Source organism: Hydrogenophaga taeniospiralis CCUG 15921 (genome assembly GCF_001592305.1).
Taxonomy (GTDB): Bacteria; Pseudomonadota; Gammaproteobacteria; order Burkholderiales; family Burkholderiaceae_C; genus Hydrogenophaga; species Hydrogenophaga taeniospiralis.
Map to the genome: position 1 here is coordinate 403,633 of NZ_BCWR01000005.1, position 23,782 is coordinate 427,414.

Here is a 23,782-nt window from a genome sequence, read left to right on the forward strand (position 1 = left end):
CCCATGAACCTGCAACACACCCTGGCCGAGGCGCAGCGCCGCCTCGCCGCCGCTTCACTGGCCTATGGGCATGGCACCACCAATGCCCACGACGAGGCGGCCTGGCTGGTGCTGTGGCAACTCGGGCTGCCGCTCGACAGCGACCTCGACGCGCTGGCCACGCTGCCCGTGACCGACGAGGCCGCGCAGGCCGTCGCCGCGTTGATCACCCGCCGCATCGAGACCCGCCAGCCCGCCGCCTACCTCACGCGCGAGGCCTGGCTGCAGGGCGTGCCGTTCTACATCGACGAGCGGGCCATCGTGCCGCGCAGCTTCATCGCCGAGCTGATCGCCGACGGCGGCTTCGATGCCTGGCTGGGCGAACACACCACGCGAGTGCTGGACCTGTGCACCGGCAACGGCAGCCTGGCCGTGCTGGCCGCCATGGCCTGGCCCGACGTGCAGGTCACCGGCGCCGACATCTCTGCCGACGCATTGGCCGTGGCCCGCATCAACGTGGAACGCCACCGGCTGCAGGACCGCATCACACTCATCGAATCCGACGGGCTCGCGGCCTGCCCCGGCCCCTACGACCTGGTGTTGTGCAACCCGCCCTACGTGAACGCGCAGAGCATGCGCGAGCTGCCCGCCGAATACACCGCCGAGCCAGCGCTGGCCCTGGCCGGCGGCGCCGACGGCATGGATTTCATCCGCGCGCTGCTGCGCGACCTGCCCGCGCGGCTCTCTCCGACGGGTGTTCTGGTGCTGGAAATCGGCAACGAACGCGAGCACTTCGAAGCGGCCTTCCCGCAGCTCGAAGCCGTGTGGTTGTCCACCAGCGCCGGTGACGACCAGGTTCTTCTTCTCACCTCCGAATCCCTTTCGGCGCTGGCTGTCCAGCCTGCGCCCCACCCATGATCACACTGAAAAATCTGGTCCTTCGTCGTGGCACGAAGGTCCTGCTCGATGGCGCGTCCGCCACCATCAACCCCGGCGAAAAAGTTGGCCTCGTCGGTCGCAACGGCGCGGGCAAGTCCAGCCTGTTTGGCCTGCTCAACCACACCTTGCACGAAGACAAGGGCGACTTCTACGTGCCCGCACAATGGCGCATGGCGCAAGTCGCGCAGGACATGCCCGAGACCGACATGCCGGCCACCCAGTTCGTCATCGAAGGCGACGTGACCCTGCTCGCCGCGCGCCAGGAGGTGCAGGCGGCGGAAGACAGCGGCGATGGCGAGCGCATGGCCCACGCCTACATGGCGCTGCACGACGCGGGGGAACACGACGCCCCGGCGCGCGCGCAGGCCCTGATCCTGGGCCTGGGTTTCCGCACCGACGAGCTGGAACGCCCGGTCAACAGCTTCTCGGGCGGCTGGCGCATGCGCCTACAGCTCGCGCGCGCGCTCATGTGCCCGAGCGACCTGCTGCTGCTCGACGAACCCACCAACCACCTGGACCTGGACGCCCTGGTCTGGCTGGAGGCCTGGCTCAAGCGCTACGAAGGCACCATGCTCGTGATCAGCCACGACCGCGAGTTTCTCGACGCGGTGACCGACGTCACCATCCACATCGAGCGCGCCCTGCTCACGCGCTACGGCGGCAACTACAGCAAGTTCGAGGACATGCGCGCCGAGCAGATGGCGCTGCAGGCCACGGCGTATTCCAAGCAGCAGGAGAAGGTGGCGCACCTGCAGAAGTTCATCGCCCGCTTCAAGGCCAAGGCCAGCAAGGCCAAGCAGGCACAAAGCCGGGTCAAGGCGCTGGAGCGCATGGAGAAGATCGGCCCGGTGCTGGCCGATGCGGAGTTCACCTTCGAGTTCAGCGAACCGCAGAACCTGCCCAACCCCATGCTGGCGATGCACGAGGTCAGTTTCGGCTACCCGCCGCTGGAAGACGGCGGCGAGCCCACCGTCATCGTGCGCAACGTCAGCCGCTCGGTGCTGGCCGGCCAGCGCATCGGCATCCTGGGCGCCAACGGCCAGGGCAAGTCCACGGTGGTCAAGACCATCGCGCGCGATCTGGCCGCCATCAGTGGCGAGATCATCGAAGGCAAGGGCCTGAACATCGGCTATTTCGCGCAGCAGGAACTCGACGTGCTGCGCCCGGCCGACACCCCGCTGGAGCACATGATCCGTCTGGTGCGCGACTGCACGGCGCAAGGTCGGCTCAGCGGCCAGTCCACCCGCGAACAGGACCTGCGCAGTTTCCTGGGCAGCTTCAACTTCACGGGCGACCAGGTGAAACAGGCCGTGGGCAGCATGAGCGGAGGCGAAAAAGCGCGCCTGGTGCTGTGCATGATCGTCTGGCAGCGCCCCAACCTGCTGCTGCTCGACGAGCCCACCAACCATCTGGATCTCGCAACCCGCGAGGCCCTGTCGATGGCGCTCAACGAGTTCGAAGGCACCGTCATGCTGGTCAGCCACGACCGCGCGCTGCTGCGCGCCGTGTGCGACGAGTTCTGGCTGGTCTCGCGCGGTGGCATCGCTCCCTTCGACGGCGATCTGGACGACTACCAGCGCTACCTGCTGGACATGGCCAAACAGTCGCGCGAGGCCCAGCGACAGGAACAGCGCGATCAGGCGCGTGGCGTCGCCGCCGTGCCGGCACCCGCCCCGAAAGCCGCGGCCCCAGCACCGCAGGCCTCGGCCGCAGCACCTGCCAACGCCGCCGCCCGCAACCCGGACCAACGCCGACAGGATGCCCAGCGCCGCCAGCAGCTGGCCGAACAGACCCGCCCCCTGAAGAAGGAGCTGGAACACAACGAGAAGCGCACGGCAACGTTGGCGCAGGAAAGGGCGCAACTGGAGGCCCTCCTAAGCCAACCCGCCACCCCGGCGGCGATGGCCGACTCGGGCCGTCGCCTGAAAGCCGTCAACGACGAGATCGACACGCTGGAAAGTCGCTGGCTGGAACTCACGGAAGCCCTTGACGCGATGAACGCGGGTTGAGCCCGGACGGGGGGTGGCGCCCGTGCCCTGGACGCTATATCAGGGCGACACCCATCACGGCGGCTCGGCCCGGGCACCGCCCGCCACAACGAAAGCACCCGCTCGACGCTACAGTCGGGCGTGTTTTCCACCCTGATTTCTCAACCACCTTTGCTCGAAAGGCAGACCGCCCATGTTGTCCTTGCTTGGAACCCTCTTCATCGGTCTCATCGCCGGTTTTGTCGCACGCGCCCTCAAACCCGGCCACGACGGCATGGGCTGGATCATGACCGCCATCCTGGGCGTGGCCGGATCGTTTCTGGCCAGCTACCTGGGCGCGGCGCTCGGGCTGTATGCACCAGGACAGGCGGCCGGCTTCATTGCCTCCGTGATTGGCGCAATACTGCTGCTCGTGATCTATGGCTTCATCAAGAAGAAGTGACCCGCGCAACCCTGGATTGACCAGAATCCTCGGTTGGCAACGCGGTCAATCCTGGATACTGGTGTCAACCCTGCAGCTCTGAAACAATCCCGACCCCAGCATGTGCTGGGCGTTTGAGGGGTTTGTCATGAAGAGACTGTTGTTGACGTCCTGTGCCCTGGTGTTCACGGGCATGGCACTGGCCAATAGCTGCCCGGCCGAGATGAAGGCCATCGACGCCAAGCTGGCGACGAAACCTGCCTTGGCGGCGGCCGACCAGGAAAAGGTGATGACCCTGCGCGCCGATGGTGAGCGCCTGCACAAGGCGGGCGATCACGGCGCCTCGATGAAGGCGCTGGGAGAGGCCAAGAAAATCCTGGGCCTCTGAGCCCCCGAGCCGCACAAACAAAAAAGCCTGCTATCGATGAGATAGCAGGCTTTTCAGGCTTTACGCCGTGTTTTTGGTGGGACGTGCGGGGGTCGAACCCACGACAAACGGATTAAAAGTCCTACCAACCCGGTCAACCGCGAACAGTCGCGAACTGGCAACCGATCATAAGCCCTTGATTTTTATCGCCTTGTAGTTCACAGTAGTCCGTAAGCGTTCGTGACCATTCGCCTAAATTCTGGCAACGGTCTGGCAACGGGAAACAAACGGACTACACGACATGACGACGAAAATCAGCATCAATGACCTCGCGCCCGGCGTGTTCACCACGCTGTCCAAGGTCAAGCCCATGGGCGCCCTGCAGGCCAGGAAGCAGGTTTCCGGCGCGGTTGCCTTGTACTGGCGGTACAGCATCGGCAGTACCAGCGAGCGCGTGCCCATCGGCATCTACGATTCGGGCGCACCTCCCAAGAGCCTTGCGCCCACCAAGGCCGGCTACTCCCTGGCCGCCGCCGTGCGCGCCGCTGAGAATCTGGCGCTGGAACACCACCAGCACCGGGATGAAGGCGGGCGCCCTGCCCTGCTGGCCGCACAGAACGACGCCAGACGCGCCACAGCAGAGGCCCGGCGGCTGGCGGCCACCCACACGCTGCGGACACTGTTGGAGGCCTACTGCGACCACTTGGAGGCCATCGGTCGGCGATCACACAAGGACGCCCGCAGCATCTTCAAGCTGCACATCTTCGAGGCATGGCCCCAGGTGGCCCAGCTGCCCGCCAAGGATGTGACAGGCGAGCAGTTCGCCGACATGATGCGCACGCTGATTGAGGCCGGTAAGGGCCGCACCGCCAACAAGTTGCGCAGCTATGCCCGCGCCGCCTACCAGACGGCCAAGGCGGCCAAGTCGAAGCCCAGCATTCCCGTGGCGTTCAAGGCCTACGGCGTCACCACCAACCCGGTGGCGGAAACCGAGCCCGACGAGTCGGCCAACAAGCCCGACAAGCACCCACTGAGCGCTGACGAAATGCGCGCCTACTGGCAGGCCATCAAGGAACTGGAGGGGTTCAAAGGCGCCGCCTTGCGCCTGCACCTGCTGACCGGTGGCCAGCGAATAGAGCAGTTGGTCAACCTGCGCACCGCCGACATTGCGCCGGCCGCATTCACGCTGTACGACGGCAAGGGCCGCCCGGGAAGCGCACCACGGCCGCACACCATCCCGTTGACCACACAGGCCGCTGCAGCGCTCAAACAGTGCGACCCAGCGGGAGAGTTCGCCATATCCACCGATGGCGGAGAAACCCACCTGGCCGCCACCTCACTGAGCGCGTGGGCTGTGGATGCCGTGGGCGATCTGATCCCCGACTTTCAGGCGAAGCGAATCCGCAGCGGCGTTGAAACCCTGCTCGCCAGTGCGCGGATCAGCTCAGAAATACGGGGTCGCCTGCAGTCGCATGGCGTGGCCGGTGTGCAGGCTCGCCACTATGACGGCCACGACTACATGACCGAGAAACTGGAAGCGTTGAAGAAGCTGTATCAGCAGCTGCAGCCCGTCAAGGGCGGCAAGGTGGTTGCCTTGCGGCGCGCATAGAAAACCGGCAAGCCCTGCGCCGGTCTATGCAGGGCAAAAAAGGCGGGGCGCGGATGGTGCGCTAACACCTCCCGAGCCCCTGGCCACAACGAAAGAAGGACTTTCGCCATGGTTACCTCGAATGATACGAGAACGATTCTTGACCTTGACGACGCGATTTGTCGCAAGGCGAACCAGCTGTGTGCACTGACCGGGCATCTGTCCGGGGACGCTGGGCCGTGCTTCCGCGCGTTGCCCGAACACATGCGGTCCGCCTATCTCGGGCTGATACACGAGCTATCCGCTGAGATCGTGGACACGCTCGACGAGATCGGAAAGCTGCGGCTCAAAGCCCGGGACTTGAACCATCCCGGGTAGCCCCCGCGCCGTAGACAACGTGCAGAAGGACAAGATCAACGACGACTAAACACCGCAGTCATCCAACCGAGATAACCCCTTGATTTTTCAAGGGGTTATCTTTTGGGCGAAGGTTTGACACCACATCACCTCTATGGATTCGGCGCAATCGCAGACCAGCGTAACCCCTTGATTTGTCAGGAGTTTTGCTTTTTTTGAGCCTACGGTTGAGCGTTTACGTATGTGACGCATGCGTGTGCACGGGTGCCCAATACGTTCATGGTGATTCCACTCGTAGCGAGTCGGACACCAAAACCGAAAGGGTCTGATCGTGACACAGCAGGCATACACCATCGCTCAATTCGTTTCCATCTTTCAGGTCGGGCGCACCAAGCTCTTCGCAGAAATCGCCGCCGGGCGCTTGCCGACCTACAAGCTGGGCAGGCGGACATTCATCAGCGCAAAGGCAGCGACGGAGTGGCAGCAGCGCCTTGAAGACGAGGCGAAGCTGGCCAAGGAAGGCGCGGGAGTGCCCGCGTGATCGCTCCGGGCCTGGCGCCCTCAGAGGCACCGGACGGGCCTCAAGCCATCACCGCCCCACCCGGCCCGGAAAGCGCGCCCCAGGGGCTGGACGACGGCGCCATGGGCGGTCCTGCAGCATGGGCCGCGATCTGCGACCGCCTGGCAGGCGACGGACCAGCGGCGCCGGCCAGCGTGAGCCAGGTAGACCTACACCGGCTTGTGGCCGACCTCGAAGTGCTGGGCGTCCAAACGCGGCCCGCAGCTTCTGGCGGATGGTTCACCTGGAGCGAAAGCAGGACCGAGTTTTGCCGTGAACTCGCCGACCTACGCGCCGTCGCCAGACGGGCCAAGCACGACGCCAAGGTGGCCGGCAAGATCGAGTCGCACGCGGCATCAATGGAGCACTCCATTGGGCGAATGACACCGACCGGCAAGGCCCGGCAGCGGTGGGATCGCCCGGCCAAGCCGGTGAAGGCTGACCGCCCAGCGGTAGACCGGAAGAGCTGGCGCGACGACTTCTTCGATGCCCTGGGGCGTGTGTTGGCCCGGACCACGGCCCGGCGCGATGAAGGCGCGGATGGCCAGCAGGCGGGGGGTGCTTCATGAGCACGCCCATCCACGACGAAGAGACCCAGCGCCAGCTGGATAAGGCCGTGGCAACGCTCCGGGCACAGCTCGCGCTGCGCGGCATCCACTGCTATGACTGCACCACGGGCGGCTGGCTTGTGTGTGACCACACCATGAGCCGCCACTGCCCGAATGTCGAATCCCTGGATGCGTTCGCGCGCCAGGTGGGGGCGACCCGATGAACTATGAAGCCATGGCCGGCCCACCAAAAGATAAACCCCGGCTGCAGCGCCAACTGCGAACCGGGGCCGATAGGACACCACAGAGCCGCCAGTCTATCGCTACACGCCCACGCTGCCAAGCCGGGGAGGTCCGATAAATGGCAAAGAAGCCATCAGACCTTCCCATGGGTGATAACCGTTATCACTTCCTTGGGGGGGAGGTCCGATAAATGGCCAATGGACGCAACAAGGGCAGGAAAGGCGACACAGGGCGCGACCCTGGCGGCTTTGTGGCCCTGCCATGGGCCGTACTGGACTGCCCTGCCTATGCCCGCCTGAGCCATCCAGCGAGGTCACTGCTGTGGGAATTCGCCCGGCAGTACGTGCGCAACAACAACGGCATGCTGTTGGCATCTGGTGTCTACCTTGCAAAACGCGGTTGGACAAGCACCGATGTAATCACGCGCGCCAAGCGCGAGCTACTTGCGGCGGGCTTCATTCACGAGACTGTCCAAGGCCATCGGCCCAACAAGGCAAGCTGGTACGCCGTGACCTGGTACGTGCTGGACCGACACCCAACGTATGACCCCGGTGCAGTCGAAACATTCGAGCGCGGCGCCTACCGAAAAAACGCAAGCCTTACACCGTCTCACGGTGTAGAGAGGGCCGCTATAGCACCGTCTCACGGTGTAGGGAGAGCGCCGCCTACACCGTCTCACGGTGCTATGAGCCCCACTTTTGGCCGTCTCTCTACACCGTCTCACGGTGACCATCTAGAGAAGCCATCTGCCGCACCGGTTACCCCGGCTGTTGACCTGCACCCGAGTGCTCAGCAGCACAGCCCAAGAGCGAAGGGCGCAAAGTGACCGAGGACATTCCGCAACTCACCATAACCTCACTGCCAAACGGCAACGTGAGGCTGGAGAACGTCGACCCGGTTGGCAATGAGGTCAATGTCGTGGACATCCATCCGATTCAGGTCCGGCTGATAGCCGAGCGGCTGGGTCTGGTGCCCACGAGTGACGTAACGACCGCGCGCCGCATCGAAACGCTGTGCCGTCGTCTGAGGGTGCTGCAACACCGCGTCGGGCACCTGGCCGACTACCTGATCAACGACAGCGACCACGAGCACGCAAACCTTGAGTGGGAAATGACCTTTGCCGCAGGAACGCGGGACATTGCCGACGAGTTCGTGGCCGACCTGGACGACTGGCGCGAGGCGGCACCTGTTATGCCGAGCGCACCGAAAAAGGTGGAAATGGTTTCCACCTTTTCTCCGACGCCGAGCGCTGGCGGGCAGTTGGAGCTACCAACATGACCGACCAGACCGAAACCGACCGGCCCGGTCTACCGGTCGAGCAGGCCGCCGCAGAGCTGGACCTGAGCCCGGGTCAGCTGCGCCGGTTGGTGGCGCGTGGTGCACCGTGTGTACAGCGTGGTCAACGTGGGCGCGGTCGCGTGATGCTGGTCGATCCCGAGGCGGTGCGCATGTGGTCCGGTGCCAGTGCCCGGGATGCTGCGCTGCTCGAACTGGCTGCAGTGTTGCCCGAGATATTGGCCACCGCAGTTGATGACGCGTTCAGGCTGGACACCGGCCCGCACAAGGCAGCTACTGCCGGCGCGCTGGGTGCAGCTTGGGTTCTGGCCAGCAGCGCCGTGCTTGACCTCCTGCGTGAACGCTGCGCCAGCGTGCCCCAGGCCAATGGCCATCTGCCCGAGCCTATCGAGCGGCTGCGAAAAATTGCCAATTCGCAGCAATTTTGAGTGACCGGCGTAGTCTGGTTTTCATCGAAACCCAACCCTTCAAGGAACCCGAAATGGATATTATCGAACGCGCATACGCGGCCCGCGCCACCGCCGCCCTGAACATGCTCACCGAGGCCGAGAACCCGACCGAGACGAAGGCCGCCGCCTTTGTCGAGATCGCCCGTACGATGCTGGCGCACAACCGTCAAAAAGACGTGGCCTTGAACGTGCTCAAGGCATCGCGAAACGAATGGGTTTCCAAGGCCGTCGCCGAGGTTCTCGATGTCGATGGCATTTTTGCCGGTCCGGCGGCCCAGACCCTGGCCGAAGCCTACGTCGCCAGCATCGCGCAGTTCTCGCTGCTGGACCAGATCATGAAGTACGCGAAGACGATCCCGGCCAACCTTCGCAGCGTCATCATCGCAAGCGACAGCGTGGGCAATACGACCACCGAGGGAAACCCGAAACCGACGCTCAATCTGTCGCTGAACCTGGGCGACGTGACCCCCATCAAGTCCACCGCGATGATCGTCATGTCCAACGAGTTGGCCCGCCACACCAGCGCAGCCGGCCGCGCGATGTTCGAGCGTGAGCTTGAAAGCGCGGTGACAAGGGCGCTGAACAGCGCCGTGTTGAGCGCATTCGTCGATTCCGGGACTTCGGTGGTCGCGGCTGGTGCGAACCCGCTGGCAAGCCTGCGCGCTGGCCTGCAGGCCGCTGGCGGCTCGAATGGCTTTGTGGTCGCGGTCAACCAATCCGATGCGCACTACCTGGCAACCACTGTTGAAAACCGGGGCATGGGTGTTCGAGGTGGCGAGTTCGCGCCTGGCATTCACGTGGTGGCCGTCGATGGCATGAGCGGCATGCAGGTTTTCCCGGCATCCAGATTCGCGGTCTGGGATGGCGGCATGCAGATCAAGTCGAGCGGCGAAGCAACCGTGGACATGCGCGCCGCGCCGGCTGCACCTTACGAGCTGGTTTCCATGTTTCAGACCGACAGCACGGCCGTCCTGGCGGAGCGCTGGTGGAACGTGGTTGGCCCGACCGATGGCGTGGTTTCCGTCGAGGCGGCTTGATCATGGCCGGCGCAACCAAACCCGAGGGCACGGCCTGGCGCCGCCGCCGCCAGGGCACCGGGCCCAGCGCGGCGGCGATTGAGGAAGTCCGAGCCAACCTGAAAGAGGCGATTGCGGCGAAGCGCGCGGCAGAGGCCGCCGATCTGTCAAAGCTCGCCATGCCCGTCTACCCCGGCGACAGCGCGACGAACGCCGAAAAGGTCGCATGGGCGAAATCGGTTGAGACGATCAACAAGGCGCGCCCACGCACCGAGGCTCGAAAAGAGTTCGACCTTGAGGTGGCCGAAGTCCGCCACAACTACGAAAAAAGCGGACTGAATTGGGACGGCACGGCGTCAATGGGCACGCTGATGACAACCAACCTATGGCTGGTTCGCCAACTGGGCGCCGCTACCGACCGCATCAAAAAGCTGGAAGAGCAGGCGGTCAAGCTGCAGGAAGTCACCGAGCACGCAGCGAAACATCAGGTGCGATTCGCGGGCAGCTTCGACTTGACGAACCACTACAGCGAGGGCGCGATCACTCGCTACAAGGGCATGCTTTTCATCGCTGTGAAAGACATCGCCGCCGGCAAAACTTACCCACCGCGCGAGGGCTCGGGCTGGGCACCTTTCGCTTGACCCAACAGGAGCACACCATGGAATTACCAGAATGGGATATCGACCGCCAGGCCATCGAGGGCTCCCTGGTCGCAAAGATGACCGCCGGCTTTCAACAGCAGGTCGCAACCGGCGAATGGACGCAAGGCCAGGCCGATCAGGCAGTGGGTGCGCTCACGCGCTCCAAGGCCTTGCAGGAGGCGGTCGATGCCGAGGTGCAGCACCTCGAAGCCTTTCTGTCCGGTCGGATTCACTGAGGGCGCAGCATGGAAAGCGAATTCCATTTCGACCGCGAGCCGGTCCAAGCGCTGTTGATCGCGCAGCACCGCGAGCAGCTTGAATCCCTGGTCGCGCGCGGCATGATCACTTCCAACGAAGCGGCGCTGCTGGCCGCCCACTACTCGGTCGGCGATGCCCTGCAGCGTGCCGTGGATGCAACCTGCGCCATGATGGCCCAGCAGGTCGCGGAGAAGGTCCACTGATGGCGACGGGTTCAATGTCGGCGGGCAGGCCCGCACGTGAGAGCGATGTCGGATTTTTGATCAGCCTTGCCCGTGATCGCGGCCTCTACGTCCGTGAGAACGGCAGCGGCAGGGTTGAGCTGCAGGACACGCGAAACAAACAGATCGTTTTCAGCGGCTCAACCCGTGATGCCGTGTCCTATGTCCGAGACAGGAGAACGTCATGAGCACCGAACGACTCCCCGAGAACTGGCGCGAGGTCTGGGCGCAAAGGCAGCGCCTGGCCCAGCTCATCAAACAGGTGAGCTACTTCAACGTGCCATTCATGCGCAAGGCCTACGGCACCCACGAACACGACCTGCCCGAGCAGTGCAACGATTGCGGCGTGCAGCTCGGTGAACTCCACGTGATCGGCTGCGCCAATGAGCGTTGCCCGATATGTGCTCGCCAGTTCATCGTGTGCGGCCACCGAGAGGCCACGGCATGAGCCGATTGCGGACCGTGAAGCCCGGGGGGCCATCGCCTGAATCCGGGCAAGGCCTCCGGGACACCGTGCCCTCAGTCGTTTTTTCACGCGCTCGCATCAGAAATTTGGGAATTTGAGATGGCAAACCCTGGGAAACCGTACGCGCTCAAGCTGATCACCGGTAGCCGACGACTGGGCCGGCCAGTGGCTACCGCCGCGCTGCCCCTGTTGCAGCACACCCCCGCACCGCCTGACTGGCTGCTGAACGCGGAAGCGGTGCGCGAGTGGCACCGGTTGGTCCCGATCCTGATGAACTGCGGGCTCCTCAATGCGGCATCGAGCGTAGTGCTCGGGCACCTGTGCTGCGTGCATGGTGCGATCTGCCGAACGCTATCTGCGGGGCAGCAGCCGCGAGCGGCGATGGTTGCTCAGTACCGAATGATGCTCAACGATTTTGGCCTGACCCCAGCGACGGCCAGGGCCGCACAAAGAAAAGGGTTCACGCCATGACCAAGTCCAAGACCGGACTGCGCACGCTCAAGAGCAGCATCCGAACGCTGGGCCCCACGATCCGCCCGGCGCCATCCCGATCTGATCAACGTGTGTGGGGTCGATGGTCACAAGCCCGTCGCCTTCGCATGTGGACCGCGAACCCGTACTGCGTGGACTGCGGCAAGCTGACCGACTTCCCCAACGGGTTCGAGCTGGACCATGAAATCCCGGTCGAGGATGGCGGATCAGAGGACGACAGCAACCTTCGGGTGAGGTGCGTCTGGTGGGAGCATGGAAAGAAGTGCGGGTGCCATGAGGCCAAGACCCAGCGCGAAAAGCGTGCCGCTGGCCGTTGAACAGCAGAACGGCCCACAAGGCGCGCAAGCACCACGCGGCCACACCAGCACCACCCCGCCAGGGAAGGCGGCTCCAGCGCTCGCCAGGACCGGCAACAGGGCATCCACGACCACACAGACCCGGGGGGGGAGGTTTCAAATCCCAGAACCCGATCAGCGGGAAGCCGCGCCTCCTCCCACGCGTGGAATTTTTTCCCATAGAGGGAAACAATCAAACCCAATCAAATCCACGGCCACGAGGTTTGAACGGGGTTTCCGGGCGTAGAGGTGCCAGCGAGGGGCATTTTGAATTCATCAAATGCCAGTTCTTGCGCAGGAACGGGAAACGGCGGGGCACGGTCTGCAATGACCCGCAGTGCCCAGAGACGGCCGGATGGTCGAGGCATCAGACAGGAGCCACTACGACGATCTTTGAAACTCGATCAAGGGCCAATCTTCGCAACAACCACCCTCATCTGCTTGCACGAGGCTCCATTCAGATGCGCGAAATTGTCTGGTGGCCTGCAAATGCTCTGTGCATGACCAGTTCTTGAGGGAAACATAGAAGTCCGACACGAAGCCATCGTTGCCCTTCCCTTTGGAGAACACGTATGCGGCATCGTCAGCAATGACGAGCGTTCCGGGACTGGCCGGGTGATCCTGAGTCAATGATGAGCGGGAAAAATTCAGACGAAACGGTCCCGATGCGACCGCGATTACCGGCACCTTCATTTGAGCGGGAAACGGCTCGATAACAAATGGACTGGTGCCCGTCAGGCGCAATAGAGAAACCTCCTGGGGTCGTTCCTGCTGAGGTGCCAAACAGACGCCCTGTTCAAACGTGCTGTTGGCTCCATGCCAATACCAAATGAAGGTGCCGGGCTTGCACTCTCGAAGGTTTACAAGTCGCAGCGAGGTTGGATCGAGTCGCATCGGCATAGGTCTACGCTGAGAGCGTCCATGAAGTGAATGGAGTCAAGATCGTAGATCGCGCGGTGCTTCATGCCATAGGGGATTCCCCATCACCTCCCGCGCCGTACCATGGTGGCCAATTTGCATTCTGGCAACGGTCTGGCAACGGAGCACAAACAAAAAAGCCTGCTACCGATGAGATAGCAGGCTTTTCAGGCTTTACGCCATGATTTTGGTGGGACGTGCGGGGGTCGAACCCACGACAAACGGATTAAAAGTCCGCTGCTCTACCAACTGAGCTAACGTCCCACGGGCTTCGAAACTTTGGCTTTCAGCCTCGCTGCGAAGCCTCAAATTATAGCGTCATTTTTGGGTCTTTTGAAGACTCGATGGAATCTTGTGTGCGTTGGCCGCCAACGCGTTCATCAGCGCCCCTGCCGCACACAGACCGAAAGTGGCGGTCACGCTCACGGCTGAACCATAGCCGTGGCAATTGAGTGAGCCGTCGCCCGCATCGAGCTGGCAGGATGCATCGGGCGCCGCCACGGCTTCGCGGCTGAACACGCAGTTCACGCCGATGCGCCCCGCCCGGGCCGCGCCATGGTGTTTGCGCAAACGGTAGCGCAACTGGGCCAGCAGCGGATCGTGCGTGGTGTCGGCCAGATCCGCCATTTCCACCGCATGGGGCTGGCGCTTTCCTCCCGCGGCGCCCACCGTCACCAAGGGCGTATGCTGCTTGAGCGCCCAGGCGGCCAGGGTGGTCTTGGCGCGCACCTGGTCGCAGGCATCGATGAGCCCCAGGCTGCCCGCGTTGGCTTCGACACCGAGTGCCTCCAGCGCTTGGGGCCAGTTTTCCGGGGTCACAAAGTCGTCGATCACGTCGACCACGCAGTCCGGGTGGAACTGGGAGACCCGCTCACGCATGGCCAGCACCTTCGATTGACCCAGCGTGGCGTCGAGCGCGTGAATCTGCCGGTTGATGTTGGACTCGGACACGTGGTCCATGTCGATCAGCGTGAGACGTCGCACACCGCTGCGCGCCAGCGCTTCGACGGCCCAGGAGCCCACGCCCCCGATGCCGACCACCACCGCGTGCGCGTCGAAGATGCGCTGGGAACCCTCCACGCCGTAGAGCCGGCGCAAGCCCCCAAAGCGGCGCTCAAAATCGACGCTCATGAGTGGGCCCAAGCAAGAAAGGTCATGAGGGAGTTGGGCTGAAACGTCATGCGCGATCACTCACGCTCGATCAGCCACATCTGGAAGCGAAAACCGGCGATCGCTCCCAGCACAATGCCCGTCACGGCGATCATGCTCGTCAGGCTGAGGGTGGACAGACCGGAAAGGCCCTGGCCCACGGTGCAACCCAGCGCCGTGACTCCGCCCACGCCCATGCAGAAGGCGCCACCGAGGTGCAGTGCCGTGTCCTGCGTGTTGCGGAAGCCTTCCCAGTGGAAACTGCGTCCCACCTGTGCCTGCACGAAAGCGCCCACCACCACCCCGACCACGCTGACGACGCCGAGCGTCAACACCTTGGAGGTGTCACTGAACAGAATGAGCCAGTCCAGCGTGTAGGCCATTGGCGCGGTGAAGGTCAGCGACTCCATGCGCCCGGTGTTGGTGGCGAGGTACACCGAATCGAGGGTTTCCGGGTGTTCGTAGACGAACCCCAGGTGACCACTGACCCACCACATGGCAACGATCATGAGCCCGATGCCCACGCCACCGAGCAGATTGCTGCCGGTACGGAATTCCGACTCGGTCAAGGCCCACAGCACCAGGGCGCCGCCGACCAGCAAGGCCAGCAGCAACCCTACCAACGCGGGGTTGACGCCCAGAGCGCCCGCGACCCAGACGGGCACGGTGCCGCCCGCGGTGATGTCGAAGGCGATCTGGTCCAGCGTGTTGACCCGGACCACCGCCAACACTCCACGCAGTGTGGCGAAGGCGGCAAACCCCATGACGAAGAACACCACCAAAGACTTGAGACTGCCAGCCCCGATGCGCACCAGCGTCTTGCTGCCGCAACCCGATGCCAGCACCATGCCGAACCCAAACAGCACACCACCCACCAGCGCCGACAACCAGATGATGCGACCCGAGGAATAGATGGTTTTGCTGGTGTCGATCCAGCCCAGCCAGCCCATGGCGTAAAAGCCGATCATGGCCACGCCGACGGCCATGCCCCACATGCGCATGCGCGTCCACGCCCCCATATTGACGATGTCGCTGATGGCCCCCATGGTGCAGAAATGGGTGCGCTGGGCAATGAATCCAAACGCGGCGGAAACCGCGAAAGCAGCCCAAAGCACCAGGGTCTGCAGTTTGTGAAGGTCGGCGATTTCCATGGCCGCCATTGTAGGAGCAGGCCCGCGAGGGGCCTGCTGCTTCACGGGACCCGCACGGGCGGGCGCTGGCGCGTCAGCGCAGACCCGCCAGCCGTTCGCGGGCCGCTGCCGCAGCCTCGGACCGTGGATGCTGCTTCACCAGATCGTTCAGCGTGCGGCGTGCCGTCTTGCTGTCTTTCATTTCAATCTGGCTGTTGGCCATGGCGAGCATGGCTTCGGGCGCACGCAGGTGGGTGGGATACTGCGACACCAGACGGCGGTGGCTGTCGATGGCGTCCTTGTAGGCCCGGTTCGCGTACTGCGCATTGCCCAGCCAATACAAGGCCGACGGGGTGTAGCCGCTGTCCGGATAACGGCGCATGAAGGCCGCGTAGGCCTGCGATGCACGCACGAAGTCGGAGCGGCGCAGCACTTCCATGGCTGCATCGAAATCGCGTTTTTCCTCCGGTGTCGCCGTGAACTCCAGGCCATCCAGAGACACCCGCACCGGCTCGACTTGGCGCAGACGCTCGTCGATACCGACCTGCGCGTCCTTCTGTTGGCGCTGCAGCTCGGAGACCTCACGCGCGAGCTGTTCGTTCTGTCCACGCAGCCGGGCCAGTTCGCCGCGCAACTCTTCGATCTGATTGGAGAGCTCCAGCAGGCTGCGGCGATGGGCTGCCCCGCTCTCGCGGGCTTCGGCCAAAGCGGCATCGGTGGTCTGACTCTTGGCTTCGAACTTTTGCCGCAGTTCGATGATGGCCTTGCGCGCCTCGTCGTCTTCGAACAAGGCATGTGCCTGCAGTGGCCACCAGCCCGCAATGGTCAGCATCGCCGCCGCAGAAGTCAGGGAAAAACGCATGGTGATCAGCGGTAGGTCAGTTCAACGCGACGGTTCTTGGCAAACGAGTCTTCGTCAAAACCCGGCACGGCAGGCTTTTCTTCGCCAAAGCTCACGGGCTCCATCTGCGTCTCGGGCACACCCAACAAGGTCAGTGCACGGCGCACGGCTTCGGCGCGTTTCTGACCCAGTGCCAAGTTGTATTCACGCCCGCCGCGTTCGTCGGTGTGTCCTTCAAGGGCCACTTTGCGGTTGCGATTGGCGTTGAGATAGCGGGCATTGGCTTCCAGCGTGGCGGTGAAATCGGCGCGCACCTCGTAGCTGTCGTAGTCGAAGTAGATCACACGGGCCATCCCCGCGGGTTGCTGGGAATCCATACCCGGCACTTCGACCCCGGCAACACCGTTCGGATCCACGCCACTGCCCTGCCCGCCCTGGCCATTTGCCGCACCGGTCGAGGTACCGCGATCTTCCACCGGCACATCGTCGAGCTTCACGCTGGAGCCACAGGCGGCCAGCGACACCACCAGCACGGCGCCGGTAAGCCAGGTCAGCCAGCGGGACGTGTTGCGGATCGAGGCAGGAGCGTCGGGGTTGGACTTTTTCAACATGAGGATTTCCCTTTCTGAACGGGTGTGCAATGGAATGGATACGGTGAACCGGGGGCCCGCGGCCCTCAGCGGGTGAAGGGGCCCCACTCGGGCTCGCGAATATCGCCGCGCGCACCAGCGAGCCGGGTTTTGATGCGGCCGTCGACGGTGGTGGTCATAAGCGCCTCCTGGCCTTTGTCCCGGGTGGCATAGATGATCATGCGGCTGTTGGGCGCAAAGCTCGGGCTTTCATCGGCGCTGGTGTCGGTGACAGCGGTCACGTTGCCGTTGGCCAAGTCCATCACGTGCAGGCGAAAGGCGCCGCCCACGCGCGAAACGAAGGCCAGCCAGCGCCCGTCAGGGCTTGGCGAGGGCGAGATGTTGTAGTTGCCCGTGAAGGTCACGCGCTGGGGGCTGCCGCCCTGTGCGCCCATCTTGTAGATCTGCGGCGATCCGCCGCGATCACTGACGAAGAAGATGGTCCGGCCATCGGCGCTGAACACGGGTTCGGTGTCGATGCTGGAGCTCTGGGACAGCCGGCGGGGCTCGCCGCCGCCGGACGCCATGGCGTAGATCTGCGCGTTGCCGGAAATCGACAGCGTGGCCACCAGCTGTTGACCATCGGGCGACCACGATGGCGCGCTGTTGGAGCCGCGGAAGTTGGCCAGCAGTCGGCGCTTTTTCGTAGCAACCTCCTGCGTATAAATCACCGGCTTGCGCGACTCGAACGATACGTAGGCCAGATGCGATCCGCCAGGGGCCCAGCTGGGGGAAATGATGGGTTCCGCGCTGGTCAGCGCGGCTCGCGCATTTTCTCCATCGGCATCGGCCACCCACAGGTCGTAGCGTGAGCCGGCCTTGGTCACATAGGCGATGCGGGTGGAAAAAACGCCCTTTTCACCGGTGAGCTTTTCGTAGATGTAGTCGGCAATGCCATGGGCCGCGCTGCGCAGATCCTGCGTCGCCACGGGGTAGCTCAGCGCGCCGAGGTCTTTCCCGCGAACCACGTCCCACAGGCGAAACCGCACGTCGTAACGGCCATCGGCCAGGCGCGTCACGCTGCCGGCAAACATGGCGTCGGCGCCCTTGCTTCGCCAGGGCGTGAGGTCCGGCAGGGAGGTTTCGTCCATGCGGGCGGGCACGGGCTCGACAAAACGGAACTGCCCGCTGCGCTCGAGATCGGCCCGCACGATGGCGGCCATGTCCTGATCGACCTGAGCATTCTCCCGAAAGCTGACCGCGGAGAACGGTATCTGCGTCATGCCGGCGCCGGATACTTCAACACGGAATTGGGCCTGGGCAGCCTGCCAAGGCATCGCCATCAGAGGGAGGGCTGCGGCGCCACTGAGCATACCGCGTCGGGAAAGTCGCCAGTCAGATGGGTTCAAATCCAGCATTCGTCACAAGGTTGGGGAGGGCCGAAAACAACGCCACAGGCGCGTCCTGCGGGTCCGACAACGGATAATAACGGAACCGGGCACCGGCTCCGTGACAAGATGTGCTGTCGACCCACCTGCGGTGTGGCCGGGCACCCTCCCTACAGCCCGGACCGATCTTCCGACACTCCCCAAAGCCGACAGGCCCACACCGCCTTGACCCATCCGATATCCACGCCTTCCTCGTCGGCAGAGACGATCCGGCAACGCCTGATGCGACTGTGGCCGTATTTCCGCTCCGCCCGCGCCGGCATCGCTCTCGCAGCCATCGGTACCCTGCTGGGGGCGGCCACCGAACCCATGATTCCGGCGCTGCTCAAGACACTGCTGGACCGGGGGTTCGCCCAGGGCAACATCGCGCTGTGGATGGTGCCCGTGGCGCTCATGGGGCTGTTCGGCATCCGGGGCATGGCCGGTTTCGTGGCGCAGTACGCGCTGTCCTACACCGCCAGCCTGGGCCTGCTGAATCTGCGCCGGGCCATGTTCGTCAAGCTCAACCATGCACAGATGACGCTGTTTGCCCGCCAGAGCGCCAGCAAGCTCTCCAACACCTTGGTCTACGAGGTGCAGACCGGGTCCACCATGCTGGTGTCGGCCCTGTTGACGCTTACCAAGGACAGCCTGACCCTGCTGGCCCTGATGGGCTACCTGATGTACCTGAACTGGAAGCTCACCCTGATTGTGCTGCTGCTGTTTCCGGGGCTGATCCTGATCATGCGCGTGCTCTCGCGCCGCCTTTACAAGCTCACCAAATCGAGCCAGGACGCTACCGATGAACTGGCCTATGTGGTCGAGGAAAACGCGCTGGCTCACCGCATGGTGCGGCTTCATGGTGCGCAGCAGCGCCAGACCCACCGCTTCGACGGCCTGAGCATGGCGCTGCGGCGGCTGGCCTTGAAATCCACCATCGCACAGGCCGCCATGACGCCGTTGACGCAGCTGCTGGCGGCCGCCGCGCTGTCGGCCGTGATCGCGGTCGCGCTGTGGCAGAGCAGCAGCAGCGGGGTGACGGTGGGCAACTTCGTGGCCTTCGTCACCGCCATGCTGATGTTGATCGCGCCGATCCGGCACCTGGCGGAGATCGCCGGCCCCATCACGCGTGGTCTGGCCGCGCTGGAGCGGGGCCTGGATCTGATCGACCACACACCGGAGCAGACCGGCGGCACACACACCGCCGCGCATGCGCAGGGCGACATTTCGCTCAGGCAGGTGTGGGTGCGCTATCCCGCGAAAGACGGAGCGGCTCCGAACGACGCCGACGATGCCAGCCGTACCGCGCTGCGGGGCATCGATCTGCACATCCACCCCGGTGAGGTACTGGCGCTGGTGGGCCCCTCCGGATCCGGCAAGACCACCCTGGCCAACCTGTTGCCCCGCTTCGTGGAGGTCGAGCGCGGCGAGGTGCTGCTCGATGGCGTGGCGCTGCCCGACTGGGACCTGGGCAGCCTGCGCCGCCAGTTCGCCATGGTCAGCCAGGACGTGGTGATGCTCAACGACACCCTGGCGGCCAATGTGGCACTGGGCGCTGCGGACGACGAGATCGACGAAGACCGCGTGCGTGCGGCACTCGACTCGGCCAACCTGGGCGATCTGGTCGGGCGCCTGCCGAAGGGCGTGCACAGCACCGTGGGCCACAACGCCGCCGAACTCTCCGGTGGGCAACGCCAGCGCCTGGCGATCGCGCGCGCGATCTACAAGGACGCGCCGGTGCTGATCCTGGACGAGGCCACGTCGGCGCTGGACAACGAATCCGAGCGGCTGGTGCAGGATGCGCTCGCTCGCCTCATGAAGGGCCGCACCACCCTGGTGATCGCGCACCGCCTGTCCACCATCGAACACGCCGACCGCGTGGTGGTGCTGGCCAACGGCCAGATCATGGAACAGGGCACGCACCGCGAGCTGTTGCGTGCCGACGGCCTGTACGCCCGGCTGCATGCGCAGGGTTTCAAGCCGGAAGTCGAGCAGGAATGAAAAAACCGGAGCCACCTGTGCAGGTGGCTCCGGTTCCAGTCGAGACTTCCGAGCGGGTTCAGAAGTTGTATTGCAGGCCCACGCCGAAGTAGTCCAGATTGCCCCAGCCGGCGTTGTTCTTGCGACGCTTGAAGACGTGGTCGGCATCAAAGCGCACCGACAGGTTCTCCGTCAGACCGTAGGTGGCACCAAAGCCGATCAGAGGACGGGTCTGGCTGTCCGAATGGGAGGCACCGGGCACCTGGGTCCAATGCGTGCCTTTGGAGCTGCTGTGCTTCACGTTGGCCACGCCGGCCTTGGCGAACAGACGCAGATCGTCGGTCACGTTCGTGCCCACGGTCACACGTGCACCGAACACCCGCGTCGAGAGCGCGTTCACATAGCCATTCGCGGCGGGATACTCGAGGCTCTTGCCGCCCTGGTAGAACACTTCGGCGCCCAGCAGCTCGTTGAACTGCAGACCTGCGCCCAGTTGGACACCGGTTTCACTGGCACTGGCGCCCACGCTGTGGAGCGGGTCGATTTCGTGATGGATCACGCTGTCGTGCACCGAGCCGACCGTGCCGAACACGTAGGGCGACATGCGGGCAGGCGGCGGAGCGGCTTCAACGGGTGCGGCCACCGGCGCGGCTGCGACGGGTTCGGGCGCTGGGGCCGGAGCCGGAGTGGCTGCCACAGGCGCAGCAACCGGTGCGGGAGCGGGTACCGGCACCGCGCGGGGCATCACATCGGAGAAGCGGTTGTCGCACCGGGCCATGCTGGCACGGACGGCCACACCCGCCTTGTCGGCGTAGAGGTTGATGGGCATGTCGGGGCTGTAGGGGATGTACTTGCCACGCAGTGCCTTGGCGACGCCGTTGCGGCCGTTCTGGCGACCCACACCGAGGTCGCACGCGCCGAGCTTGTACTGCGGACCAAGATCCGACAGGCGCGCGGTGCGAACCGTCGCTTCACCTTTGCGCTTGAGCGCTGGCATGGTGGTCGATGGCTGGTAGAAGCGGGCCTGGCCCGACTGCACCGCGGCGTCGCATTCCGCGGCAGTGTCGTAGCCCACGTTCCCGTGCGAGTCGTTAACCATGCCGGCGTGGCCGATCGAGGTCACCAGCAAGCCGCTGGCCAGCAGTACCGAATTCAATGGTGTGAGTTTCATGATTTTTCCAGACAAAGGAAGATAAAAAATACCGAGGAAAAGACACATGCTTGATGAAAATGCACCCATCTCTTGTCACCGCTGGATTATCAAGGCACAAGCAGGTCGTCACGGCATCGAGGCGCTTAAACACAACGATGTGCGCCATCGCACAGACAGCCGGGCAAGAAGCCCGTGGAGCCGGGAGCTCTAAAGCAACACGATGTCGTACTGTTCCTGTGTCATGGAGCCTTCGGCCTGCAGCGAAATCGGCTTGCCGATGAAGTCGCTCAAGCCGGCCAGGTGTTGGCTTTCCTCGTCCAGGAACAACTCGACCACCTGAGGTGAAGCCACCACGCGGAACTCGCGCGGGTTGAAGGCACGCGCCTCGCGCAGGATCTCGCGCAGGATGTCGTAGCACACGCTGCGCGCGGTCTTGACCACCCCTTTGCCACTGCAGGCCGCGCAGGGCTCGCTGAGCATCTGGGCCAGCGACTCGCGTGTGCGCTTGCGCGTCATCTCCACCAGACCCAGTTGCGAGAACCCGCCGATCATGGTCTTGACGCGGTCGCGCGCGAGCTGCTTGCGGAACTCGGTCAGCACCGCCTCCCGATGGTCGTCGCGCACCATGTCGATGAAGTCCACGATGACGATGCCACCCAGGTTGCGCAGGCGCAGCTGGCGCGCGATCGTCTGGGCGGCTTCGAGATTGGTACGGAACACCGTGTCGTCGAAATTGCGCGCCCCCACAAAACCACCGGTGTTCACGTCCACCGTGGTCAGCGCCTCGGTCTGGTCGATCACCAGATACCCGCCGGATTTCAGATCGACTCGGCGACTGAGCGCACGCACGATGTCTTCGTCGATGTTGAACAGGTCAAAGATCGGGCGCTCACCACTGTAGTGCTGCAGTTTGCCTACCGTATCGGGCATGAACTCGGCCGCGAAGGCCTTCAGCAGGCCATACTGTTCGCGCGAATCGATGCGGATCGACTGCGTCTGCGCACTCACCAGGTCGCGCAGCACGCGCTGCATCAGGTTCAGGTCCTCATGCAGCAGCGTGGCGGGCGGCTGGCGCGTGGACGCCTCCTTGATTCGCAACCAGGTCTTGCGCAGGTAGGCTGTGTCTTCTATCAGTTCTTCGTCGGTCGCGTCCTCGGCATTGGTGCGCAGGATGAAGCCGCCCGCAGCGCTGCCGTCGGACGTGGCGGTCAGCCGCACCAGGCGCTGGCGCAGCGCTTCACGCTGGGCCGGCGGAATCTTCTGCGACACGCCAATGTGGTTGTCCTGCGGCAGGAACACCAGCAGCCGCCCCGCAATGCTCATCTGCGCCGTCAGGCGCGCGCCCTTGGTGCCGATCGGATCCTTGAGCACCTGCACCATGAGCGCCTGGCCTTCAAAAATCTGGCGTTCGATGGGCAGCACCGGATCGGGCGTGAGCACGCGCGCGTTGCCTCCGTTCGACGTCGGCGGGGCTGATATCTCGTTGGCGGACACGGCCTGGCTGCGCTCACGCGGCGCGGCGTGTTTGGCTGCGATGTTGGGCATGAGGTCGGCCACGTGCAGGAACGCGGCGCGGTCCAGACCGATGTCGATGAAAGCCGACTGCATGCCCGGCAACACCCGCGAGACCTTGCCCAGGTAGATGTTGCCCACCAGGCCGCGCTCCAGCGTACGCTCCAGATGCACTTCCTGCACCGCGCCCTGCTCCACCACCGCCACGCGGGTTTCCTGGGGCGCCCAATTGATCAAAATGTCCTGGCTCATGGCTTCGCTTGTCTCTGTTGTGGTCGGATGAGCGGCTCAGACCAGCCGCACGCCGGCGGCACCCAGCACCTGCGCCGTCTCGTGCGCGGGCAGGCCCATGATGCCCGAATAACTGCCGCTGATGTGGCGTGTCCACAGCGCCGCACGCCCCTGGATCGCGTAGGCACCGGCCTTGCCCAGCGGTTCGCCACTGTCGGCGTAGCGCCGGATTTGCGCGGGTGTGAGGGCGTCGAAACTCACCCACGAGGTGGACAGCGCGCTCCATTGCCGTGCGCCGCGGGCACCGGGTTTTCCAACGGCCACCGCCGTGAGCACCCGATGGCGGCGACCCGCCAGATCGGCCAGCATGCGGCAGGCCTCCGCCGCGTCGGCCGGTTTGCCCAGGATGCGCCGGCCCAACGCCACCGTGGTGTCGGCGCAGAGCACTGGCGCGGGCGGCAGGCCGCGGCGTTGGAGCCTGGTCAGCGATGCCACCAGCTTGAGAGCGGTCACACGCTGCACATAGGCCGCAGGCGCCTCGCCGGGCAGCACCGCTTCCAGCGCCTCCACGTCTTCATCGGCGTTGGGCAGCAGCAGTTCGCAGCGCACACCCCATTGTTCGAGCAGTTGCAGGCGTCGCGGACTCTGGGAGGCGAGGTAGATGAAATCGGACATAGGGAAACCTAGATCTGTGGATCAGCGCAGGGGA

Annotated in this window: 27 protein-coding genes and 1 tRNA gene; 18 read left to right on the plus strand and 10 right to left on the minus strand. The window is 64.3% G+C overall.

Annotated elements, in window-relative coordinates:
- Window positions 1-3 precede the first annotated feature (3 nt).
- The 16 genes from prmB (at window position 4) to HTA01S_RS25170 (ending at window position 11,807) form a co-directional block, all read left to right on the plus strand.
- Entirely contained in the window at window positions 4-897 is an 894-nt protein-coding gene (gene prmB, locus HTA01S_RS08385) for a 50S ribosomal protein L3 N(5)-glutamine methyltransferase (protein ID WP_068169216.1), read from the plus strand.
- On the plus strand, window positions 894-2,927 hold the full coding sequence (locus HTA01S_RS08390; protein WP_068169220.1) for an ABC-F family ATP-binding cassette domain-containing protein: 2,034 nt from the start codon (window positions 894-896) through the stop codon (window positions 2,925-2,927). Before prmB ends, HTA01S_RS08390 begins: the two co-directional genes overlap by 4 nt.
- A gap of 172 nt (window positions 2,928-3,099) precedes the next feature.
- Window positions 3,100-3,348, plus strand: coding sequence for a GlsB/YeaQ/YmgE family stress response membrane protein (locus tag HTA01S_RS08395; protein WP_068169224.1), 249 nt, complete (start codon window positions 3,100-3,102; stop codon window positions 3,346-3,348).
- A gap of 127 nt (window positions 3,349-3,475) precedes the next feature.
- On the plus strand, window positions 3,476-3,715 hold the full coding sequence (locus HTA01S_RS08400; protein WP_068169649.1) for a hypothetical protein: 240 nt from the start codon (window positions 3,476-3,478) through the stop codon (window positions 3,713-3,715).
- 280 nt (window positions 3,716-3,995) lie between these two features.
- Window positions 3,996-5,303, plus strand: coding sequence for a site-specific integrase (locus HTA01S_RS08405; protein WP_245638033.1), 1,308 nt, complete (start codon window positions 3,996-3,998; stop codon window positions 5,301-5,303).
- A gap of 667 nt (window positions 5,304-5,970) precedes the next feature.
- The gene (locus tag HTA01S_RS25670) at window positions 5,971-6,180 is read left to right on the plus strand and encodes a MerR family transcriptional regulator (protein ID WP_068169229.1); all 210 of its coding nucleotides are present in this window, start codon (window positions 5,971-5,973) and stop codon (window positions 6,178-6,180) included.
- 200 nt (window positions 6,181-6,380) lie between these two features.
- Window positions 6,381-6,767 carry a hypothetical protein gene (locus HTA01S_RS08420; protein WP_157572020.1) on the plus strand — a complete coding sequence of 129 codons (387 nt, stop codon included), beginning with the start codon at window positions 6,381-6,383 and terminating at the stop codon, window positions 6,765-6,767.
- Complete coding sequence (locus tag HTA01S_RS08425; protein WP_068169234.1) at window positions 6,764-6,970, plus strand: hypothetical protein; 207 nt, start codon at window positions 6,764-6,766, stop codon at window positions 6,968-6,970. The genes HTA01S_RS08420 and HTA01S_RS08425 overlap by 4 nt, the downstream gene beginning before the upstream one ends.
- Window positions 6,971-7,811: 841 nt before the next feature.
- Window positions 7,812-8,267, plus strand: a complete 456-nt coding sequence (locus tag HTA01S_RS08430; RefSeq protein ID WP_068169237.1) for a histidine phosphatase family protein — start codon at window positions 7,812-7,814, stop codon at window positions 8,265-8,267.
- Complete coding sequence (locus HTA01S_RS25165; protein WP_157572021.1) at window positions 8,264-8,713, plus strand: hypothetical protein; 450 nt, start codon at window positions 8,264-8,266, stop codon at window positions 8,711-8,713. Before HTA01S_RS08430 ends, HTA01S_RS25165 begins: the two co-directional genes overlap by 4 nt.
- A 53-nt stretch (window positions 8,714-8,766) precedes the next feature.
- The gene (locus HTA01S_RS08440) at window positions 8,767-9,771 is read left to right on the plus strand and encodes a hypothetical protein (RefSeq protein ID WP_068169245.1); all 1,005 of its coding nucleotides are present in this window, start codon (window positions 8,767-8,769) and stop codon (window positions 9,769-9,771) included.
- Between the two features lie 2 nt (window positions 9,772-9,773).
- A complete protein-coding gene (locus HTA01S_RS08445; protein ID WP_068169247.1) occupies window positions 9,774-10,391 on the plus strand; it encodes a hypothetical protein in 618 nt (205 codons plus the stop codon).
- 17 nt (window positions 10,392-10,408) lie between these two features.
- Window positions 10,409-10,627 carry a hypothetical protein gene (locus HTA01S_RS08450; protein WP_068169251.1) on the plus strand — a complete coding sequence of 73 codons (219 nt, stop codon included), beginning with the start codon at window positions 10,409-10,411 and terminating at the stop codon, window positions 10,625-10,627.
- 9 nt (window positions 10,628-10,636) lie between these two features.
- On the plus strand, window positions 10,637-10,852 hold the full coding sequence (locus tag HTA01S_RS08455; protein WP_068169253.1) for a hypothetical protein: 216 nt from the start codon (window positions 10,637-10,639) through the stop codon (window positions 10,850-10,852).
- Between the two features lie 202 nt (window positions 10,853-11,054).
- Complete coding sequence (locus HTA01S_RS08460; RefSeq protein WP_068169258.1) at window positions 11,055-11,318, plus strand: hypothetical protein; 264 nt, start codon at window positions 11,055-11,057, stop codon at window positions 11,316-11,318.
- 117 nt (window positions 11,319-11,435) lie between these two features.
- The gene (locus HTA01S_RS25170) at window positions 11,436-11,807 is read left to right on the plus strand and encodes a hypothetical protein (protein ID WP_157572022.1); all 372 of its coding nucleotides are present in this window, start codon (window positions 11,436-11,438) and stop codon (window positions 11,805-11,807) included.
- Window positions 11,808-12,544: 737 nt separating this feature from the next.
- On the opposite strand, the gene HTA01S_RS25180 is transcribed toward HTA01S_RS25170, so the two are convergent.
- The 7 genes from HTA01S_RS25180 to tolB all read right to left on the minus strand — a co-directional run bounded on the left by HTA01S_RS25180 (window position 12,545) and on the right by tolB (window position 18,143).
- On the minus strand, window positions 12,545-13,057 hold the full coding sequence (locus tag HTA01S_RS25180) for a hypothetical protein (RefSeq protein ID WP_157572024.1): 513 nt from the start codon (window positions 13,055-13,057) through the stop codon (window positions 12,545-12,547).
- A gap of 212 nt (window positions 13,058-13,269) precedes the next feature.
- Window positions 13,270-13,345 (minus strand) — tRNA-Lys (locus tag HTA01S_RS08470).
- Between the two features lie 54 nt (window positions 13,346-13,399).
- Entirely contained in the window at window positions 13,400-14,212 is an 813-nt protein-coding gene (locus HTA01S_RS08475) for a tRNA threonylcarbamoyladenosine dehydratase (protein WP_068169263.1), read from the minus strand.
- A gap of 56 nt (window positions 14,213-14,268) precedes the next feature.
- Complete coding sequence (locus tag HTA01S_RS08480; RefSeq protein WP_068169655.1) at window positions 14,269-15,381, minus strand: YeeE/YedE family protein; 1,113 nt, start codon at window positions 15,379-15,381, stop codon at window positions 14,269-14,271.
- 73 nt (window positions 15,382-15,454) lie between these two features.
- Window positions 15,455-16,222, minus strand: coding sequence for a tol-pal system protein YbgF (gene ybgF / locus HTA01S_RS08485; protein WP_068169265.1), 768 nt, complete (start codon window positions 16,220-16,222; stop codon window positions 15,455-15,457).
- 5 nt (window positions 16,223-16,227) lie between these two features.
- The gene (pal, locus tag HTA01S_RS08490) at window positions 16,228-16,812 is read right to left on the minus strand and encodes a peptidoglycan-associated lipoprotein Pal (RefSeq protein ID WP_084235949.1); all 585 of its coding nucleotides are present in this window, start codon (window positions 16,810-16,812) and stop codon (window positions 16,228-16,230) included.
- Between the two features lie 65 nt (window positions 16,813-16,877).
- A complete protein-coding gene (tolB, locus tag HTA01S_RS08495; protein ID WP_068169268.1) occupies window positions 16,878-18,143 on the minus strand; it encodes a Tol-Pal system beta propeller repeat protein TolB in 1,266 nt (421 codons plus the stop codon).
- A 297-nt stretch (window positions 18,144-18,440) separates the two neighbouring features.
- Between tolB and msbA the strand changes: the two genes are divergently transcribed.
- Window positions 18,441-20,198, plus strand: a complete 1,758-nt coding sequence (gene msbA, locus HTA01S_RS08500; protein ID WP_245638042.1) for a lipid A export permease/ATP-binding protein MsbA — start codon at window positions 18,441-18,443, stop codon at window positions 20,196-20,198.
- Between the two features lie 58 nt (window positions 20,199-20,256).
- Here msbA and HTA01S_RS08505 read toward each other — a convergent pair whose 3' ends face one another.
- Window positions 20,257-21,348: an outer membrane protein gene (locus HTA01S_RS08505; RefSeq protein WP_169804755.1), complete on the minus strand. Its 1,092-nt coding sequence runs from the start codon at window positions 21,346-21,348 to the stop codon at window positions 20,257-20,259.
- Window positions 21,349-21,394: 46 nt separating this feature from the next.
- Between HTA01S_RS08505 and HTA01S_RS25500 the strand changes: the two genes are divergently transcribed.
- Window positions 21,395-21,541 carry a hypothetical protein gene (locus HTA01S_RS25500; protein ID WP_169804756.1) on the plus strand — a complete coding sequence of 49 codons (147 nt, stop codon included), beginning with the start codon at window positions 21,395-21,397 and terminating at the stop codon, window positions 21,539-21,541.
- Here the strand turns inward: HTA01S_RS25500 and HTA01S_RS08510 are convergent.
- Both HTA01S_RS08510 and HTA01S_RS08515 read right to left on the minus strand, forming a co-directional pair.
- Complete coding sequence (locus tag HTA01S_RS08510) at window positions 21,538-23,094, minus strand: Rne/Rng family ribonuclease (RefSeq protein WP_068169280.1); 1,557 nt, start codon at window positions 23,092-23,094, stop codon at window positions 21,538-21,540. The two genes, HTA01S_RS25500 and HTA01S_RS08510, sit on opposite strands and share 4 nt — an antisense overlap.
- A 36-nt stretch (window positions 23,095-23,130) precedes the next feature.
- Complete coding sequence (locus HTA01S_RS08515; RefSeq protein ID WP_068169282.1) at window positions 23,131-23,748, minus strand: Maf family protein; 618 nt, start codon at window positions 23,746-23,748, stop codon at window positions 23,131-23,133.
- Window positions 23,749-23,782: the final 34 nt, after the last annotated feature.

Excerpts from the sequence above, each read along its gene's own strand:
- HTA01S_RS08450 (WP_068169251.1), top strand. The coding sequence starts at position 10,409 with ATGGAATTACCAGAATGGGATATCGACCGCCAGGCCATCGAGGGCTCC.
- HTA01S_RS08440 (WP_068169245.1), top strand. The coding sequence starts at position 8,767 with ATGGATATTATCGAACGCGCATACGCGGCCCGCGCCACCGCCGCCCTG.
- HTA01S_RS08510 (WP_068169280.1), bottom strand. The coding sequence starts at position 23,094 with ATGAGCCAGGACATTTTGATCAATTGGGCGCCCCAGGAAACCCGCGTG.
- HTA01S_RS08395 (WP_068169224.1), top strand. The coding sequence starts at position 3,100 with ATGTTGTCCTTGCTTGGAACCCTCTTCATCGGTCTCATCGCCGGTTTT.
- tolB (WP_068169268.1), bottom strand. The coding sequence starts at position 18,143 with ATGCTCAGTGGCGCCGCAGCCCTCCCTCTGATGGCGATGCCTTGGCAG.
- HTA01S_RS08425 (WP_068169234.1), top strand. The coding sequence starts at position 6,764 with ATGAGCACGCCCATCCACGACGAAGAGACCCAGCGCCAGCTGGATAAG.
- HTA01S_RS08400 (WP_068169649.1), top strand. The coding sequence starts at position 3,476 with ATGAAGAGACTGTTGTTGACGTCCTGTGCCCTGGTGTTCACGGGCATG.
- prmB (WP_068169216.1), top strand. The coding sequence starts at position 4 with ATGAACCTGCAACACACCCTGGCCGAGGCGCAGCGCCGCCTCGCCGCC.
- ybgF (WP_068169265.1), bottom strand. The coding sequence starts at position 16,222 with ATGCGTTTTTCCCTGACTTCTGCGGCGGCGATGCTGACCATTGCGGGC.
- HTA01S_RS25180 (WP_157572024.1), bottom strand. The coding sequence starts at position 13,057 with ATGCGACTCGATCCAACCTCGCTGCGACTTGTAAACCTTCGAGAGTGC.
- HTA01S_RS08475 (WP_068169263.1), bottom strand. The coding sequence starts at position 14,212 with ATGAGCGTCGATTTTGAGCGCCGCTTTGGGGGCTTGCGCCGGCTCTAC.
- pal (WP_084235949.1), bottom strand. The coding sequence starts at position 16,812 with ATGTTGAAAAAGTCCAACCCCGACGCTCCTGCCTCGATCCGCAACACG.
- HTA01S_RS08505 (WP_169804755.1), bottom strand. The coding sequence starts at position 21,348 with ATGAAACTCACACCATTGAATTCGGTACTGCTGGCCAGCGGCTTGCTG.
- HTA01S_RS08480 (WP_068169655.1), bottom strand. The coding sequence starts at position 15,381 with ATGGAAATCGCCGACCTTCACAAACTGCAGACCCTGGTGCTTTGGGCT.
- HTA01S_RS08455 (WP_068169253.1), top strand. The coding sequence starts at position 10,637 with ATGGAAAGCGAATTCCATTTCGACCGCGAGCCGGTCCAAGCGCTGTTG.
- HTA01S_RS08405 (WP_245638033.1), top strand. The coding sequence starts at position 3,996 with ATGACGACGAAAATCAGCATCAATGACCTCGCGCCCGGCGTGTTCACC.
- msbA (WP_245638042.1), top strand. The coding sequence starts at position 18,441 with ATGCGACTGTGGCCGTATTTCCGCTCCGCCCGCGCCGGCATCGCTCTC.
- HTA01S_RS25500 (WP_169804756.1), top strand. The coding sequence starts at position 21,395 with ATGCTTGATGAAAATGCACCCATCTCTTGTCACCGCTGGATTATCAAG.
- HTA01S_RS08390 (WP_068169220.1), top strand. The coding sequence starts at position 894 with ATGATCACACTGAAAAATCTGGTCCTTCGTCGTGGCACGAAGGTCCTG.
- HTA01S_RS25165 (WP_157572021.1), top strand. The coding sequence starts at position 8,264 with ATGACCGACCAGACCGAAACCGACCGGCCCGGTCTACCGGTCGAGCAG.
- HTA01S_RS08515 (WP_068169282.1), bottom strand. The coding sequence starts at position 23,748 with ATGTCCGATTTCATCTACCTCGCCTCCCAGAGTCCGCGACGCCTGCAA.
- HTA01S_RS08445 (WP_068169247.1), top strand. The coding sequence starts at position 9,774 with ATGGCCGGCGCAACCAAACCCGAGGGCACGGCCTGGCGCCGCCGCCGC.
- HTA01S_RS08460 (WP_068169258.1), top strand. The coding sequence starts at position 11,055 with ATGAGCACCGAACGACTCCCCGAGAACTGGCGCGAGGTCTGGGCGCAA.
- HTA01S_RS25170 (WP_157572022.1), top strand. The coding sequence starts at position 11,436 with ATGGCAAACCCTGGGAAACCGTACGCGCTCAAGCTGATCACCGGTAGC.